A 16,314-nucleotide genomic window follows, 5' to 3' on the forward strand; every position below is an offset into this window, starting at 1 on the left:
GTTCCCATCAGCCATCGCATCAAGAAATGCGCCTGGAACGACGACTATCTCATCAATGCCATCACTCATATGCGATAGCCCTGCCCGCAAGGGGGAGATGTCGCCGAAGGCGACAGAGGGGGTCGGTTCGACTGGGCTCGCCTTCCTGCAACGGATGGAGGTTGGCGCTCGACGCGCGGCGACCCCCTCTGGCCTGCCGGCCATCTCCCCCTCAAGGGGGGAGATCACAGCTTCGCACCGGCGCTCTATACACTGGCGTCGCAATGCCTTCCATGCGCGCCTTGATCTGCAGCGCCACGAATTTCGAATAGAAGCGCGACAGCGCCAGATTGCCGCCGTGGAACCACAGCGCTTGCTGCGCCGTCGGCTTCCACATGTTACGCAATTCGCCTTGCCACGGCCCCGGATCGCCTTTCACGCCCGAGCCAATCCCCCAGCACGGCCCGACCTTGTCGGCGACCTCGCGCGAGACGATCGCCGCCACGGTTTCGTTCATCGAGAGATAGCCGGTGCAGGCGATGATTGCGTCGGCCGCCAGTTCGGTGCCGTCGTCGAAGAGGATGCCTGTCGGCGTCAGCGACTTGATCCCGACGCCGCTACGGATGCCGATCTCCCCGTCGATGATCAGGTCGCAGGCGCCGACGTCGATGTAGAAGCCCGAGCCGGTGCGGTAGGCCTTCATCAGGAGCCCGGTCTCGTCGTCGCCGAAATCGATGGCGAAGCCGGCGCCGCGCAAGCGGTCGTAGAAGGCCGCGTCGCGCGCCTTGATGATGTCGTAAAGCGCCCGCTGGCCCTGTGGCAGCAACGCGAACGGCGTCGAGGCGACGATCATGTCGGCTTTTTCAGTGGTGATGCCGCGGGCCAGCGCCTTTTCCGAGAAGATCTCGAAGCCGATCTCCATCAGCGTGTCCGACTTGACCACCGTCGTCGGCGAGCGCTGGACCATCGTCACCTCGGCGCCGCTCTCCCAGAGGTCGACGCCGACGTCATGGCCGGAACTTGCCGCGCCGATAACGGCGACCTTTTTGCCGCGGAATTTTTCGCCGCTGGAATACTGGCTGGAATGCAGGATCTCGCCCTGGAAGACCTCGGCGCCCGGCAGGTCGATCGGCCTGGGCGGGCCATAGGCGCCGGTTGCAAAGACGATGTGCTTCGGGTTCAGTGTGATGCGCTCGCCGGCGCGGTCGAGCTCGACCGTCCAGACCTTTTCGGTCTCGTCGTAGGAGGCGCTCACGCATGTCGTGGAGGTCCAGTAGTTGAGCTCCATGACGCGCGTATACATCTCCAGCCAGTCGCCCATCTTGTCCTTGGGCGTGAACACCGGCCAGTTCTCGGGAAACGGGATGTAGGGCAGGTGATCGTACCAGACCGGGTCGTGCAGCACGAGCGAGCGGTAGCGATTGCGCCAGGAATCGCCGGCCTGGGCGTTCTTCTCGATGACGATGGCCGGCACGCCCAGCTGCCTGAGCCGCGCCCCCAGCATGATGCCGCCCTGGCCGCCGCCGATGACCAGGCAATAGGGCTGCCGGCTAACGCCGAGGTCACGCGCCTCGCGGCGCCTCGCCTCCAGCCAGGTTTCGCGCTCCGGATCGGCCTTGTGGCGGACGCCCAAAGGCCGCGCCGGGCCCTTGCGCTCTTCAAACCCCTTGAGATCGCGCATCGCCGTGAACAGCGTCCGGCACTTGCCGTCCATGAGGCGCATGATGCCATGCCCCCACGCCGATGACGTCTCGAAAGAAAACCAGGCTTCGGTGGTGCCTTCGTCCGAAGTCGCTTCGCCGCTGAGCTGCCATCGAGCGGGCTTTGTCGTGGCCAGCGTCGCCGTCAGCATGTTGCGAATCGCGGCCGCCCCCTCCATCGTCCTGATGTTCCAGGTGAAGGTCAAAAGATCGCGCCAATAGCAGTCCTCGACGAACAGGCTGGTTGCGGCCTCGACGTCGCCTGCTTCGAGCGCTCGGGCAAAGGAACCGAGCCAGGTGGCAGCCTGTTTCGATGGTGCGATGTCGAGCATCTATCTTCCTCGTCGACCAAGAGCGCCAGAATCCGCGCAAAATTCGGTAGGGCCAGTATAAATTCAGAAGGGATCGTAGCCATCTACTCCCGTTATAACGGCTCCTCGGCGGTTGCCAGGTGGGACCATGATTTCCGAGCCGTTGTCAAATCTGATCCGAACCGTGTCCTCCAAGGCTACTTCTACAAGTCGCGTTCCGACCAAACTCCAAATTGTGCTTACATCGCCATTACGATTATCTGGGTTTATCCAGACGCCAGCACCTCCGTCGTGGGCCACCTTGAATAAAGTCCAGAGTTCCACGGTAACGTCAATAAACTTCAGATCCACTGAGTCGCTCTCGAGAAGCACTCTGATCAGCTCGTTTCCAATCCACGAGTCACGCATAGCGCATCTTCTAGCAACCTTCTCCCTGCCGTCAGGCCCGCGCCCGGGCCTGATCCGAACCGCTATCCAGCCATGCAAGATCGTCCGGCGAAAGCGAGATGTCGAGTGCCTGGAGGCTGTCTTCCAATTCGTCGAGCGTGCGCGGTCCGATCAGCGGGACGGACGGAAAGGGCTGCGCCAGGACATAGGCGAGCGCGACGTGGATCGGGCTCTTGCCCAACCGTTTGGCGAGCTCGATGGCGCGGTCGCGCCGGCCGAAATTCTTGTCCGAGTACCAGACGCGGACCAACTCCTCATTGTCGCGCCGGTCGCGGCCGGCGCGATCGGTGAAGAAGCCGCGGCCCTGACTCGACCAGGCGAAGTTCGGCATCTGCCGGGCGGTGAGCCAGGCCTTCCACGCGTCGCTGGAGGAGGTGACGCAGCCTGCCCAGATCGGCTCCAGCATCTCGGCCAACGAGAAATTGTTGGAAAGCGCGCCGGGCTTCTGCTTGCCGGTGCGCTCGGCATAGGCAATCGCCTCGTCCATGCGTTCCATCGTCCAGTTCGAGCCGCCGAACGGACCACGAATGCGGCCGGCCTTGACCTCGCGGTCCATCGCATCGACGAACTCGTCGACTGGCACGTCCGGATTGTCGCGGTGCATGAAATAGACGTCGATATGGTCGGTCTGCAGCCGCTCGAGCGACTGGGTGAGCTGCTTGCCGATGACGTCGGGATAGCAGAGCGGTGAGTGTGCGCCCTTGCCGATGACCACCGATTGCTCGCGCACGCCGCGGCTTTTCAGCCATTGGCCGAGCAGCGTCTCGGTATAGCCGGAACCGTAGACGAAGGCGGTGTCGAACAGATTGCCGCCGGCCTCGAAATAGGCGTCGAGCAGGATGGCGCCCGACGAAAAGCTGCGGAAATCCTCGAAGCCGAGCGCCAGGCACGAGGCCGGCCGCGGCAGGCCCGGAATGCTGCGCTTGGGGATGGCGGTCCCGCCGGAGCGCAGCTTCCGCCCGGAGATGGTGTTGACGCGCTTTGCCGGTTTCTCGATGTCGTATTCGAGCCCGATCGCGGCCCGCCATTTATCGAGCACGCGCAGATTGCCGAGACTGTCGGCCCAGCCCATGCCGGGCCACGCGAACTCCTGCTTCCCACCGAGAATGGCCTCGCCGGCGGCATCGACCTCGAATGCATAAAGCCAGCCGTCCTCCTTGACCTCGACCACCTCGGTGTCACCCGGACGGATGATGCGGATTTCGCCGGTGCCGCCTTGCTGGCCGCCGGCATACCAGAAATCCGCCACCTCGATGCGGCCTTTGCTGCCGAGAATGCGCAAGACATTGTCCTGAGCGAGCGAGATGCTGCAGGACACTTCCGCGACGATGCCGCTCGGAAAATGCAACAACGCCGACGCCCATTCGTCGACGCCTGATTGGCCGAGATGCGCAGTGCCCACCACTTTGTCCGGCTCGGCGAAGGGCTTTCCCGCCGCGGCGCCGGCAATCAGCCGCGTCATCGAGACGGGATAGCCGCCGACATCGAGAATGCCGCCGCCGGCGAGATCCTTGGCGTAAAGCCGGTGCTCCGGCATGAAGCCCGGCATGGCGAAGCCGAAGCTGGATTTGATCATCTTGATGTCGCCGATCGCGCCGGCCCTGATCAGCTCGACCAGCTTGGCCGTCTGCGGATGCAGCCGGTACATGAAGGCTTCGCCGAGAAAGGTGCCGGCCTTGCGCGCGGCATGGATCATGGCGTCGGCCTCGAAGGCGGTCAGGCCAAGCGGCTTTTCGCAAAGCACATGCTTTCCGGCCTCGGCTGCCTTGATCGCCCATTCGGCATGGCTCGGATGTGGCGTCGAAATATAGATCGCGTCGACATCCGGGTCGCCAAGCAATGCCTCGTAGCCGTCGAGGATGCGGGCGCCGGGGAAAGCATCGGTGAGCCCCGCCTTGCCGGGATTACGCGCGCCGATGGCGACCAATGTGCCGGTGCGCGAATGGGCGACGCCGCCGGCAAAGGCCTTGGCGATGTTGCCGGGCCCGAGAATGCCCCAGCGAATTTTTTCTGGTTTGGACGTCATGTCGAATCTCCGTGGGGTGGCCGCGATCAATCGCGATCGGACAAAAGAAAGATGGGTTAGCGAATGCGTGCGCCAGTAGCGTCGAAGAGAAGCGAGCGGTCGGCCTTGATCGACACCACCAGGTCGTCGCCATTGGCGCGATGCCTCGATGCCTCGCGCTCGATGATCAGTTCCTCGCGCCCGCCCCCGGTCCCGGAATTGGCATAGACATAGCTCACCGATCCCAAGTGCTCGGCGACGTCGGCCTTGAGGGTAAGGTCGCAATCGCCCTGGCCGGCGTCGAAGAAATGCTCCGGCCGCACGCCAAGCACGACATCGCCGCCTATCGCAGGCAAGGCATCCGAAAGCGGCTTGCGCAGTCGCGCGCCGCGATGGTTGACCAGTTCGACGATCGCAGCGCCGTTGTCGGTCCCGACCATTTTCGCCACCAGAAAATTCATCTTCGGCGAGCCGACGAAGCCGGCAACGAAACGGTTGGCCGGGTCATCGTAGAGATCGAGCGGCGCGCCGATCTGTTCGATATTGCCGGCGTTGAGCACGACGATCCTGTCGGCCAGCGTCATCGCCTCGGTCTGGTCGTGCGTCACATAGACCATGGTAACGCCAAGCTCCTTATGAAGGCGCGATATCTCGACGCGCATCTGCACCCTGAGCTCGGCATCGAGATTGCTGAGCGGTTCGTCGAACAGGAACACTTGCGGCTCACGCACGATGGCACGGCCGATGGCGACGCGCTGGCGCTGGCCGCCCGACAATTGCCGCGGCCGCCGCTTCATCAGCTCGGCGATGCGCAGGATTTCGGAAGCCCGCTTCACCCGCCGCTCGGTATCTGCCTTGGGGTTGCCGGTCATTCTCAGGCCGAAGCTCAGATTCTGCTCGACCGTCATGTGCGGATAGAGCGCGTAGGACTGGAACACCATGGCGATGCCGCGATCGGCCGCCTCGACGTCGTTCACCACTTTGCCGCCAATGGCGATCTCGCCGTCGCTGATGTCCTCGAGCCCGGCGATCATCCGGAGCAGCGTGGACTTGCCGCAGCCGGAAGGGCCGACGAAGACGACGAATTCGCCGTCATCGATGTCGATATTGGCGCCGTGGACGATCTCGAAGACGCCGAAGCGCTTGATGACGTTTTTGAGTGTGACTGCCGCCATGCTGATCCTTACTTGATGGCGCCGGCGGCGATGCCGGCAACGAAATGGCGCTGCAGAAGCACGAACACGACGAGCATTGGCGCTGTCAGCATCACCGCGCCCGCCATGATGCCGCCCCAGGACACCTTGGTAAGACCGATCAGCGTGCCGAGCGCCACGGGCGCGGTCATTGCGCCCGGCTTGGAATTGATCAGCAGCGGCCAGAGATAGTTGTTCCAGGAGGCAAGGAAGAGGATGATGGCGAGCGCCGCCAGCATCGGCCGCGCCAGAGGCAGTGCGACGAACAGGAATATCCGCCATTCCTTGACGCCCTCGACCTTGGCGGCGTCGAACAGCTCGTGCGGCATCATCGAAAAACTCTGCCGCATGAACAGCACGCCCAGCGAGTTGAACAGCGGCGGCACGATCAGCGCCACCCAGGTGTTGGCGAGCTTGAAGTCGCGCGCCACCATGATGAATTGCGGTATCAGCACGACCGCATAGGGCAGCGTGATGGTGCCGAAGATGATGGCGACGACCATGCCTTTGCCGAAGAAGTTGTAACGCGCCAGCGCCCAACCGGCCATCGAGGTCAGCATCACCGACAGGAAGGTATAGGTCACCGCCACCGAGACGGAGATCCCGATGGCGCCGATGAAATTGGTGCCGCGCTGCAGATTGCCGACATTGTCGAGGAAATTGCCGTGCGGCAAAAGCTCGATGTCGGGGCTGAAGATGCCGTTGTCGGGCATCGTGGAAAAGACCACCATCATCCACAGCGGAAACAGCCAGACCAGCGCTAGCGGCGTCAGGAACAGATGCAGCGCGATGCTGCGTCCCAATCTGGCCTGGGAACGGCTGACTCTTGAACGCGAGGTCATTTCGATTCCCTCGTCAGCCATATCTGTACCAGCGAAATGGCGATCGCCAGCCCTGCCATGGTGTAGGCGATGGCCGAAGCGTAGCCGAAATTGAGCGACCTGAAGCCCTGGCGATAAAGCAGCAGGCCGAGCGTTTCGGTGCCGCCGCCCGGCCCGCCGCGCTCGGTGATCAGGAACGGCTCGGTGAACAGCTGCATGGTGCCGATGATCGACAGCACGGCGCAGAACACGATGATCGGCTTGAGCAGCGGCAGCGTAATGTAGAAGAACTGTTTGACCTTGCTGACCCGGTCCAGGGTCGCTGCCTCGTAGACATCCTCGGGAATCGACTGCAGGCCGGCGAGCAGGATGATGGCGTTGTAGCCGGCCCAGCGCCATGTCACCGCCATCATGATCACCGCCATCGCCGGGGTGACGTTGGTAAACCAGTCGACACTGGGCAGGCCGATGCTGTTCAGCAATTTGTTGATGATGCCGTAGTCGAGATTGAACATCAGCCGGAAAACCGCCGAATAGGCGACCTCGCCGACCACGACCGGCGCGAAGAAGGCGAAGCGGAACAGGCCACGCGCCTTGAGCAGCGGCGAATTCAAAAGCACTGCCATCACAATCGCCAGCGAAATCATCACCGGCACCTGGATGACAAGGATCAGCAATGTGTTCTTCAAGGCATTGAAGAAGGCCGGATCGCCGATCAGCCGGCCCCAGTTGAAGGTCGGCGCGAACCGCCACGGCACGGTGCGCGTCGCCTGGAACGAGATCAGGAAGGAATCGATGATCGGCCACAGCCAGAAGATCGAAAAGATCAGCAGATAGGGCGCGAGAAAGCGGTACGCCGTGGCGTTCTGGTAGCGCATCGTTTTCCTCCTTTCTGCTTTTCAAGTCTCTTGCCTTCTCCCCTTGTGGGAGAAGGTGGGTCGGCACGTAGCGCCGAGACGGTTGAGGGGTGATGGCCGGAGTGCCGCCGGCGCCAAGCTGGAGCACCCCTCATCCGTCGCCTTCGGCGACACCTTCTCCCACAAGGAGAGAAGGGGAGCCGCGCACCGGAGCCGTCTCGTCTAGATCACGACTTGACCGGCAGGCCGGTCGCCGCGGCGATCTGGCTTGCGGCATCGTCGAGCGCTGCCTTGGCGTCGGGATAGCCGCCGGCCAGATATTTGGTCTGCACCGCGCGGATGATGATTTCGGCGTCGCTCTGGAACGGCGTGCCGCGGCTGGGGACGACCTTCGGCAAGGTGCCGAGGATGTCCTTCCACACGGCTTGGCCGCCCCAATAGGGCAGGCCTTCGGAGACATAAGGGTCGTTGAGCGCCGAAATCAGCGACGGCACCAGGCCGAAGCCTTTCAGCATGGTGATCTGGCCTTCATTCGTCGCAAGTGTGTATTTCAGATAGGCGTAGGCGGCTTCCTTGTTCTTCGACACCGAGGTGATGGCGAGCGAGGAGCCGCCGAGATTGGCGGCGCGCGGACCGTCGGCGGTCAGGCTCGGCATCAGATAGACGCCCCATTTGCCTGCCCCATCGGGCGATTCGGTGCGCACGGTGCCTTCATACCAGCCGCCGTACATCTGCGTGGCGACCTTGCCTGCGGTGTTGTTGGTGATCTTGGTGCTCCAGTCGGCAGAGGAAATGATGCCGGCGTCCTTCATCTCCTTGATCTTGGTCATGGCGTCGACGCATTTGGGCTGGTTGACGGTGATCGATTGACCGTCGGCGGAGAAGTAGGCGCAGCCCTGCTCGTTGGAAATCATGCGGAAGAATTCGGAATCGCCGTTGAAATCGGCGTTGGTCATCGTCACGCCGGGGTTGGCGGCCTGGATCTTCTTGGCGGCGGCGATGAAATCGTCCCAGGTCTTGATCGAGGACGGATCGACGCCGGCCTTCTCATAGAAGTCGCGGCGGTAGAACATCGCCACCGGGCCGGAATCCCAAGGCATCGCGTAGGCCTTGTCGTCAACCTCGAGCTCGGTGCGCTTGAAGTCGGGGAATTTTGCCTGGTCTTCCGCGGTGTAGCCGAGCGTGTGCAGGTCGACGAAGCAATCCGGGAACTGGCTCCAGTAGTTTTCGGCTTCGCCGTTCTCGATCGTCACGATGTCCGGCAGCCCCTCGCCGCCGGCGGCGCAGCCGGCGATCGACTTGTCGTAGGTCGGCTGGTTGCCGAGGTCCTCGACGGTCACCTTGATGTCGGGATACTGCTTGTTGAAGCCCGCTATGGTGGCCTTCAGCGACGAAGCGGCGATATTCCAGCTCCAGATCGTGATTTCACCGGACTGCGCAAAGGCCGGGCTGGAGCCCAAGGCAAGCGCGAGCGCGGCGCAGGTCAATTTTATGCGCATTGAAATCCTCCCATTTCAGTTGCTCTCTGTTTGCGAGCGTGGCTAGACTAGGCTTCGAGAACGCCTTGTCCGCGACAAAGGGAATAAGAAATGAGCGGAAAGTAAGATGCCGGAAAGGCCGTTTTACCAGCCCGGCGCCAGCAGCGTGGAGGGCCTGCCGCTGCTGCTGCAGATGTTCCACACCCAGCCCCTGGTGATGCTCAAGCCGCATTGGCACGCCCAGGTCGAGGTGAATTTCATCGTGCGTGGCGCCGTGCATTACCGCATGGACGGGCACGGGCTTTCGCTCTCTGCGGGCGACATGTGCCTGTTCTGGGGCGGCCTGCCGCACCAGATGGACGAAGCCTCCGACGATGCCATCTATGCCGGCGCGCATCTGCCGCTGGTGCATTTTTTCCGGCTGCATTTGCCCGCCGACGTCCGCAACAGGCTGATGACTGGCGCGACGCTGGTGACCGACGCCACCGACCGGTCGGACGACCACAATTTCGAGCGCTGGAACCGCTATGCCCGCTCCGGCGACCCGGTCAAGGCCGAGCATGCCGTCAACGAGCTTTTGCTGCGGCTGGAGCGGGTGCGGTTCGAGCCTTACCGGCTGGTGCCCGAAACCCCGGTCGAACAGGAGATAGGCAGTCCGTTCGATCAGCAATCGCTGCGCAATGTAGGGCGCATGTGCGACTTCATCGCCGAGAATTTCCTCTACGAGATCGATTGCGTCGACATCGCCGCGGCGGCCGATATCCATCCCAAATACGCCATGAGCATCTTCAAGAAATCGACCGGCATGACGCTCAACGAATATGTGAATCTGCTGCGCCTCAGCTACGCGCAGGCGCTGCTGATGCATCAGGATGCCAATGTGCTGCGCGTCGCCATGGAATCGGGCTTCGGTTCGCTCAGCGCCTTCAACAAGTCATTCCGCAAGCTTGCCGGCATGTCGCCGTCGGATTTTCGCAAGGGCGTGCCGGGAGTGAGGTGACGGTCAGCCGATGGTCCCTAAACCCCTCGGCAAGCGGTTCATCGGCGATGGCCCGTTGGCGGTGATCAGGAACTGGTCCTCGAGATTGAAGCTGGCGAGACCGTCGATGTAGAGCGGGATCTCGAATGCCAGCACCATGCCGGCTTCGATCACGACATCGCTGTCGGCCGAGATGAACGGCCATTGCTCCGAAAATACGGAATGGCCGACGCTGTGGCCGAAATGGCCGCGGCGATAGGAACGCAGGCCCTGGCGCGCCAGGCTTTCGCTGGCGGCGCGATGCACGGCGGCGAGCGGCTTTCCGGGCATAAGCGCGGCAAGCCCGTCGGCGAAGGCGCGTTCGGCAATTGCATGTAATTCGGCCTGTTCGGGCGACGGTGGCCCGAAGGTGAAATTCCGCGACATGTCCGAGGCATAGCCGTTCACGCTGCAGACCATGTCGGCCTTCAGCGGATCGCCTGCGGCGGCGACCGCATCGGCGCTTTTGGGGCGAGCGCCCAGCGTGACGTATTCGGCTGTCGAGATTTGCTGCGATGACCCGGCGGCTGCATCCGCGACGCCTTGCCGGTAGAGCGCGACCAGCTCCGACTGACGCATGCCGGTCGTCGCATGGCGCTGCAGCCGCGACAGGCCGGCTTCCGACACGACGATGCCCTGCTGCAGAAGGTCGATTTCGCTCTGCGATTTGATTGCCCGCAGCCTGTCGAGAACCGGCGAGCCGTTGACCAGGGGAGTCCCCGGCAACATCGCCTGCATCGCGGCAAAATCGCTGGCTGAGACAAAATCCAGTTCGATGCCGAGCGTCGCACGCTCCAGCCCGAATTCTGCGAGGATCGTTTTCAGCTCGCGGACGGAGCGGGCAAGCTCGAAGGTCGCCGGACGTGAAAAACCGGGCTCGCGGCCAACCAGGCCGGCCTCGATGCGCTGCGCCACGGGCCGGTCGGCCGTCGCCGGCTCGAGCGACGCCGATTCGATCCAGATCGCATGCGTGCGCACCACGGCGCCGGCCATCGCCGCCCGGAGCTGGCCAGCCTGGAAATCCGCCACCACGACGCCGATCGGCAGGTCGCCTCGCTTCGGGATGACCACGAAACCGGCGCCGGCCCGCCGGAACAGGCCGGCCGGGCCGATCCAGGCACCGGTGGCATATTGGAACGCCTCGGGCTCGCAAAGCACCAGCGCCTCGATGCCGGCGAGTTGCATCAGGTCTGTTGCGCGTTCTCGGTCGACAAAGCCGGTCACGAGTTCCCTCCAGTGCAATCGAGTTCGATGCCGACGCGGCGGCATTTGGCCTCAGCGTAGCTTCAGTGCCGCCGTGGAGCAGCTTTTTTCTGGAAGCGCTGTTCACCTTGAGAGTTCGTCGTCGGGAAACGAAAAAAGCCGCGGCGAACCGCGGCTTTCAACGCAACAAGTTGTCTGTTTCGAACCCCTATTCGGTTTCGTCAGAGGTGTCGTCGGCAGTGTCTGCCGCGTCTTTCGCGGCCTGCCTTGCCAGCGCTGCCTGCAGGGCCAGCGTGGCCTGCGGTGACGCCGGTGTCGTCGCAACGACCGCCGCTGCATGAGCGACTCCGGTCGTCGACTTGTCCTTGGCCGCGGCGGAAGTGGCGGCTCCGTGTCCCTGCGAGCCGGCCCCGGCCGAGTTTCCGCCGTTACCGTTGCTGCCGCCATTGCCGTTGCCATTGCCATTGCCGCCGGGAGCAGCGAGGACCGGAGACGCGACAAGGGTGAGAGCGGCTACAGTCGCGAATAGACAGGTGCGCGTTTTCATAGTTCCTCCTTCGAGTCGCCCTCCCGCCAGGATGGGTTCCCGATGAAAAGCATCAGGACTTCCGAATCCGAAAGTCGGCTTACCTAGCTTTGTTCAAATACAGTATTCTACAAGACGGACCTTGGTCCGAAATCGACACGCAAAAGTCCTGAATTTTATCGACAGCGTACTTCGCACGACCGCAGCGCCGGGATTTTTGCTGCCGGCAGATTATCCGGCGTCGCTACGGCGCAGTGTGCGTCGACTGACATGAGGTTAGGATCGAGGAGCCTCGCTGAGATCATTCAAGGCGATTGAGGAACATTCCTCATTTCGTGAAGTTGGGAGCGCAGGCGCGCTTTTGAGGTGCCGCTCTGCGATCTTGGCGCCAGGAACCGCCGACCATTCAACACCGCCCGAAAAATCGGCTGAATTCCGAAAATTAAACCGGCACCACGTCGCCCATGGCGTCCAAAAAGCTAGTGAGTTCAATTGGATGAATGGCTTGCCCGAAAAGATTCGAACTCCTGACCCCCAGATTCTGGTCTGAGAGTCGAGATCTAGGTGGTTCGAACGTGTCCCCTACTCCGTCAACGCTCCGGCTTCCCACGCCAAGGCACATCATGGTTTAGGAGCTTGGCTGAGATGCTCGAAATGAAGTACCCAACCCATACCTTATTCCATTCTGGAGCTTCCACGTTGATCGTAGCGGCCAAGGCCGCCGAGAATCCGAGATGGTCAATACCAGTGAAATGGTGCAGGTTCTTCTGGACCTACGTGGCAAGCAAGCCGCTGAGCAGACGTAGCTTCCTGATTTCAGCATATGGACCCTCTTTGTAATACGAATTGAAAATTGCGCCCTCATGTTTCAGAACAGGTCGGTAGACCCGCGAGGATGGTTTCGAATCCCGCGGGTCGCTACGGTCCTCAAGGCGAGAATTCTAAGAGACGTTCAACAATGACCCAGCACGCAGAAAACGCTCGAATTCTCATGTACAGCCACGACACGTTCGGGCTCGGCCATTTGCAGCGCTGCCGGACTATCGCGCATTCGCTGGTCGAGGATTTCCGCGGACTTCAGGTGCTTATCATTTCGGGTGCGACTATCGCTGGCGCCTTCGACTACCGCGCCCGTGTCGACTTCGTGAAGATCCCCAGCGTCATCAAGCTGCGTAACGGCGAATACACCTCGCTGGAAAAGGACATCGATCTGCATGAGACGCTAAGGATGCGCCAGTCGATCATCCGCCATACAGCTGAGACCTTCCGGCCGGATATCTTCATCGTCGACAAGGAACCGCTCGGCCTGCGCGGTGAGATTGAGGACACGCTGTCCTACCTCAAGACGCGGGGCACCACGCTGGTGCTTGGCCTGCGCGAGGTGATGGATGCGCCGCATCTGCTCGAAGCAGAGTGGGCACGCAGAGACGTGATGCGCAAGATAGGCGTCTTCTACGACAAGGTCTGGGCCTATGGTCCGCCGGATTTCTACGATCCGTTGACCGGCCTGGATGTACCCCCGGCTGTCAGGGCAAAGATGAGGTTCGTCGGTTTCCTGCAACGGAGCCTGCAGCGGAACGAGTTGCCCGGCCACCGGCCCGAGGGCGACTATATCCTCGTTACCACCGGTGGCGGCGGTGACGGCGCCGATCTGATCCACGACGTCATCGATGCCTATCAGCAGGATCCGCAATTGCAGCATAGAGCCCTGATCGTGCTTGGGCCTTACATGCCGGCGCGCAAGCGCAACAAGCTGCTCAGGAAGGGGTCCAAGATCCCCTACATCAAGATCATCGAGTTCGACAACCGCATGGAAGACCTGATTGCCGGCGCCAAGGCGGTAGTGGCGATGGGCGGCTACAACACCTATTGCGAGATACTGTCTTTCGACAAGCCGGCGCTGATCGTGCCGCGCGTCGAGCCCCGCCGGGAACAACTGATCCGCGCACGGCGCGCAGCCGAACTCGGCCTCATCGAGATGCTTTTGCCGGAAGAAGCCGAGGATTCCCGGCGGTTTGCAGATGCACTGAAGGTGCTGCCGGACCGGCCCCGCCCATCGCAGAGCAATCCGCATCTGACGCTGGAGGGGCTGCCTCACATTTCCGAAATCGTCGCGGAACTGCTCGACCGGCGGGCCGGCCATCACCTTTCGGTCATTGAAGGAATGACCTGAGTTGCAACATCGCAAGATCGTCGTGGTTCTGAAGGGTTATCCGCGGCTGTCCGAAACCTTCATCGCGCAGGAACTGCTCGGTCTTGAGCGTGCGGGGTTCGACCTGATACTCGTCGCGCTCAGGCGGCCGACCGACGAAAAACGCCACCCCGTGCATGACGAGATCAAAGCGCCCGTCCATTATCTACCGGAATATCTGCATGAAGAGCCGCTGCGCGTGCTTCGCTCGCTGTTTGCCTATCTGCTGCGTCCGGGCTTCTGGCGCGCGCTCGGATCGCTGGCTGCCGATATGCCCCGCGACTTTACGCGCAATCGCGCGCGCCGCTTCGGGCAAGCGCTCGTGCTGGCGGCCGAATGGCCGGAAGACGCGGCCTGGCTGCATGCACATTTCGCGCACACACCGGCATCGGTGACGCGCTATGCCAGCCAGCTTCGTGGCCTGCCCTGGACCTGCTCGGCCCATGCCAAGGACATCTGGACTTCGGCGGACTGGGATCTGGCCGGCAAGCTTTCCTCGGCGCGCTGGACGGTCACTTGCACGAAAACCGGCTTCGACCGTCTGAAAAAACTCGCTAACGGCAACTCGTCTGTGCACCTGAGCTATCATGGGCTCGACCTTGATCGCTTCGGCAGTTTCGGCGAGGCGCGAAAGCAGCATGACGGCTCGGCGCCGGACGAACCGGTTGTCGTCCTGAGTGTCGGGCGCGCCGTTGAAAAGAAAGGTTACGATACGTTGCTGCAGGCCCTTGCCCTGTTGCCCGGCGATCTGGCGTGGCGTTTCGAGCATATCGGCGGCGGCGAGGAACTGGAACGGTTCAAGGCGCTGGCGCAAAAGCTCGGCCTGGATGGTCGAGTCTCTTGGAAGGGCGCGCTTGCGCAGGAGGAAGTGCTTGAGCACTACCGCCGCGCCGACATCTTCGCCCTGGCTTGCAGGATCACCGCAAATGGCGACCGCGACGGTCTGCCGAACGTTCTGGTGGAGGCGGCTAGCCAGCGGCTTGCCTGCGTGTCGACCGATATTTCCGGCGTGCCGGAGCTTTTATCGCCGGATGAAACCGGGTTGCTGGTTCCGACGGAAAACCCGATTGCCCTGGCACAGGCGCTGGAGCGCCTGATCCGTGATCCCGTGCTCCGCGACCGCCTCGGCGACGCCGCGGAGCGGCGCGTGCGCGGCAATTTCGATCATATGGCAAGCATTGGACAGCTCAAGGAACTGTTCGAGCGGGAGTGGCGGGCCGCCGAATGAAGCGGCTGCGCGCTTTCTTCTATGTCCAGCACCTGCTCGGCATCGGCCATCTCGCGCGCGCCAGCCGCGTTGCAGCGGCTCTGGTCGAGGACGGGTTTGACGTAACTGTCGTTACCGGCGGAGCGCCGATCGCCGGGTTTCCGGGACTGGGGATAAAATCTGTAACCCTGCCACCTGTCACCTCCGGTGATGAAGGATTTTCCGGACTTGTCGACCTGCAGGGCAACCCGATCGACGATGATTTCAAGAAATGGCGTTCGGAGATGCTGCTGCAGGCATTCCGGGATTGCAGGCCTGATATCGTCATTGTCGAGGCGTTTCCATTTGGGCGCCGGCAGATGCGTTTCGAACTCTTGCCGCTGATCGAGGCCATCGACGCGACGTCGCCCAGACCGCTGCTGGCGACGTCCGTCCGTGATATTCTCCAGGAGCGCGTCAAGCCGGGCCGAAACGAGGAAACGGTCGATCTCATCAACAGGCATTTCGATCTTGTTATGGTCCACGGCGATCCGGCTTTCGCAACCATCGACAGGACATTTCCACTGGCTGGGGCGATCAGGGCCGAGGTCACCTACACAGGGCTCGTTGCCGCGCCGCCATCGCCCGCGGCCTCCGAGCGCTTCGATGTTCTGGTGTCGGTTGGCGGCGGGGCTGCCGGAAAGAGCCTTGTCAGCTCCACCATCGCAGCGGCGCGGAATGCCAACAACGCTTGGAAATGGTGTTTGATCACCGGCCCAAACCTGCCGAAAGACGAGTTTGACGCGATCGCACGCGATGCCACGCCGGGCCTGTCCATCTTCCGGTTCCGCGAGGATTTCGCCAGCCTGCTGACCGGCGCCCGCCTGTCAGTCTCGCAGGCGGGTTACAACACGGTCTGCGATGTCCTGCGCGCGGGTTGTCGCTCCCTGCTCGTTCCATTTGCAGCCGGCGGCGAAACCGAACAGACGGTTCGCGCCCTGATGCTCGAAGAACTCGGTCTTGCAACGGTGCTGATGGAAAAGGACCTGACGCCTGAAGGTTTGGCGCAAGCGATCGAACAGGCGCTTGTGGGACCGACGCCATCCGCGCATCGCCTCGATCTGCAGGGCGCGCGTCGCTCCGCGCAAATCCTGCGCGAGCGGTATCGAACATGGTCCCTAAATGTGGGGCCTGGTTTCGGAAAAGTTCATGATCAAACAGACGATAGATCCTAGAGCGGTTCATCGGTTCACGGAAACGCAGAACCGCTCTATCTCTTTGTTTTGACGCAATTCCCAAGGGAAAGAGCTACGCGCTTTTCCCGGGAAAACCGTTTCACACGTTTCCTGGAATTGCTCCAAAGCGCGTCGTATCTGGTGAGATTCGTGCGACGCGCTTC

The 16,314-nt window shown here is 62.2% G+C and carries 13 protein-coding genes; 4 read left to right on the plus strand and 9 right to left on the minus strand.

Features of this window, described 5'->3' with window-relative positions:
• Window positions 1–211: 211 nt before the first annotated feature.
• The 7 genes from NKH21_RS27610 to NKH21_RS27640 all read right to left on the minus strand — a co-directional run bounded on the left by NKH21_RS27610 (window position 212) and on the right by NKH21_RS27640 (window position 8,812).
• Complete coding sequence (locus NKH21_RS27610) at window positions 212–2,011, minus strand: NAD(P)-binding domain-containing protein (RefSeq protein ID WP_352868893.1); 1,800 nt, start codon at window positions 2,009–2,011, stop codon at window positions 212–214.
• 63 nt (window positions 2,012–2,074) lie between these two features.
• Complete coding sequence (locus tag NKH21_RS27615) at window positions 2,075–2,398, minus strand: hypothetical protein (RefSeq protein ID WP_352719419.1); 324 nt, start codon at window positions 2,396–2,398, stop codon at window positions 2,075–2,077.
• Between the two features lie 31 nt (window positions 2,399–2,429).
• Window positions 2,430–4,463: an aldo/keto reductase gene (locus tag NKH21_RS27620; protein WP_352868895.1), complete on the minus strand. Its 2,034-nt coding sequence runs from the start codon at window positions 4,461–4,463 to the stop codon at window positions 2,430–2,432.
• Window positions 4,464–4,519: 56 nt separating this feature from the next.
• Window positions 4,520–5,617 carry an ABC transporter ATP-binding protein gene (locus tag NKH21_RS27625; RefSeq protein WP_352868898.1) on the minus strand — a complete coding sequence of 366 codons (1,098 nt, stop codon included), beginning with the start codon at window positions 5,615–5,617 and terminating at the stop codon, window positions 4,520–4,522.
• An 8-nt stretch (window positions 5,618–5,625) separates the two neighbouring features.
• Window positions 5,626–6,477 carry a carbohydrate ABC transporter permease gene (locus NKH21_RS27630; protein ID WP_352868901.1) on the minus strand — a complete coding sequence of 284 codons (852 nt, stop codon included), beginning with the start codon at window positions 6,475–6,477 and terminating at the stop codon, window positions 5,626–5,628.
• A complete protein-coding gene (locus tag NKH21_RS27635; protein WP_352868903.1) occupies window positions 6,474–7,334 on the minus strand; it encodes a carbohydrate ABC transporter permease in 861 nt (286 codons plus the stop codon). The genes NKH21_RS27630 and NKH21_RS27635 overlap by 4 nt, the downstream gene beginning before the upstream one ends.
• A 206-nt stretch (window positions 7,335–7,540) precedes the next feature.
• Window positions 7,541–8,812 (minus strand): extracellular solute-binding protein, encoded by a 1,272-nt coding sequence (locus NKH21_RS27640; RefSeq protein ID WP_023675947.1) that lies wholly within the window; start codon window positions 8,810–8,812, stop codon window positions 7,541–7,543.
• Window positions 8,813–8,918: 106 nt separating this feature from the next.
• On the opposite strand from NKH21_RS27640, the gene NKH21_RS27645 reads away from it, so the two are divergent.
• On the plus strand, window positions 8,919–9,791 hold the full coding sequence (locus NKH21_RS27645) for a helix-turn-helix domain-containing protein (protein ID WP_352566883.1): 873 nt from the start codon (window positions 8,919–8,921) through the stop codon (window positions 9,789–9,791).
• Window positions 9,792–9,794: 3 nt separating this feature from the next.
• Here the strand turns inward: NKH21_RS27645 and NKH21_RS27650 are convergent, their stop codons facing one another.
• Both NKH21_RS27650 and NKH21_RS27655 read right to left on the minus strand, forming a co-directional pair.
• A complete protein-coding gene (locus tag NKH21_RS27650) occupies window positions 9,795–11,033 on the minus strand; it encodes a M24 family metallopeptidase (protein ID WP_352868906.1) in 1,239 nt (412 codons plus the stop codon).
• A gap of 187 nt (window positions 11,034–11,220) precedes the next feature.
• Window positions 11,221–11,559, minus strand: coding sequence for a hypothetical protein (locus tag NKH21_RS27655; protein ID WP_352868908.1), 339 nt, complete (start codon window positions 11,557–11,559; stop codon window positions 11,221–11,223).
• A gap of 937 nt (window positions 11,560–12,496) precedes the next feature.
• On the opposite strand from NKH21_RS27655, the gene NKH21_RS27660 reads away from it, so the two are divergent.
• From NKH21_RS27660 to NKH21_RS27670, 3 genes are read left to right on the plus strand one after another with little or no spacing between them, the layout of a single operon-like run.
• Window positions 12,497–13,711, plus strand: a complete 1,215-nt coding sequence (locus NKH21_RS27660) for a glycosyltransferase family protein (RefSeq protein WP_292654357.1) — start codon at window positions 12,497–12,499, stop codon at window positions 13,709–13,711.
• Between the two features lies 1 nt (window position 13,712).
• Entirely contained in the window at window positions 13,713–14,957 is a 1,245-nt protein-coding gene (locus NKH21_RS27665; protein ID WP_352665280.1) for a glycosyltransferase, read from the plus strand.
• Entirely contained in the window at window positions 14,954–16,150 is a 1,197-nt protein-coding gene (locus tag NKH21_RS27670; protein ID WP_352868911.1) for a glycosyltransferase family protein, read from the plus strand. Before NKH21_RS27665 ends, NKH21_RS27670 begins: the two co-directional genes overlap by 4 nt.
• Window positions 16,151–16,314 lie beyond the last annotated feature (164 nt).

This window comes from Mesorhizobium sp. M1329, from assembly GCF_040318035.1.
In the GTDB taxonomy this organism is placed as follows: Bacteria; Pseudomonadota; Alphaproteobacteria; order Rhizobiales; family Rhizobiaceae; genus Mesorhizobium.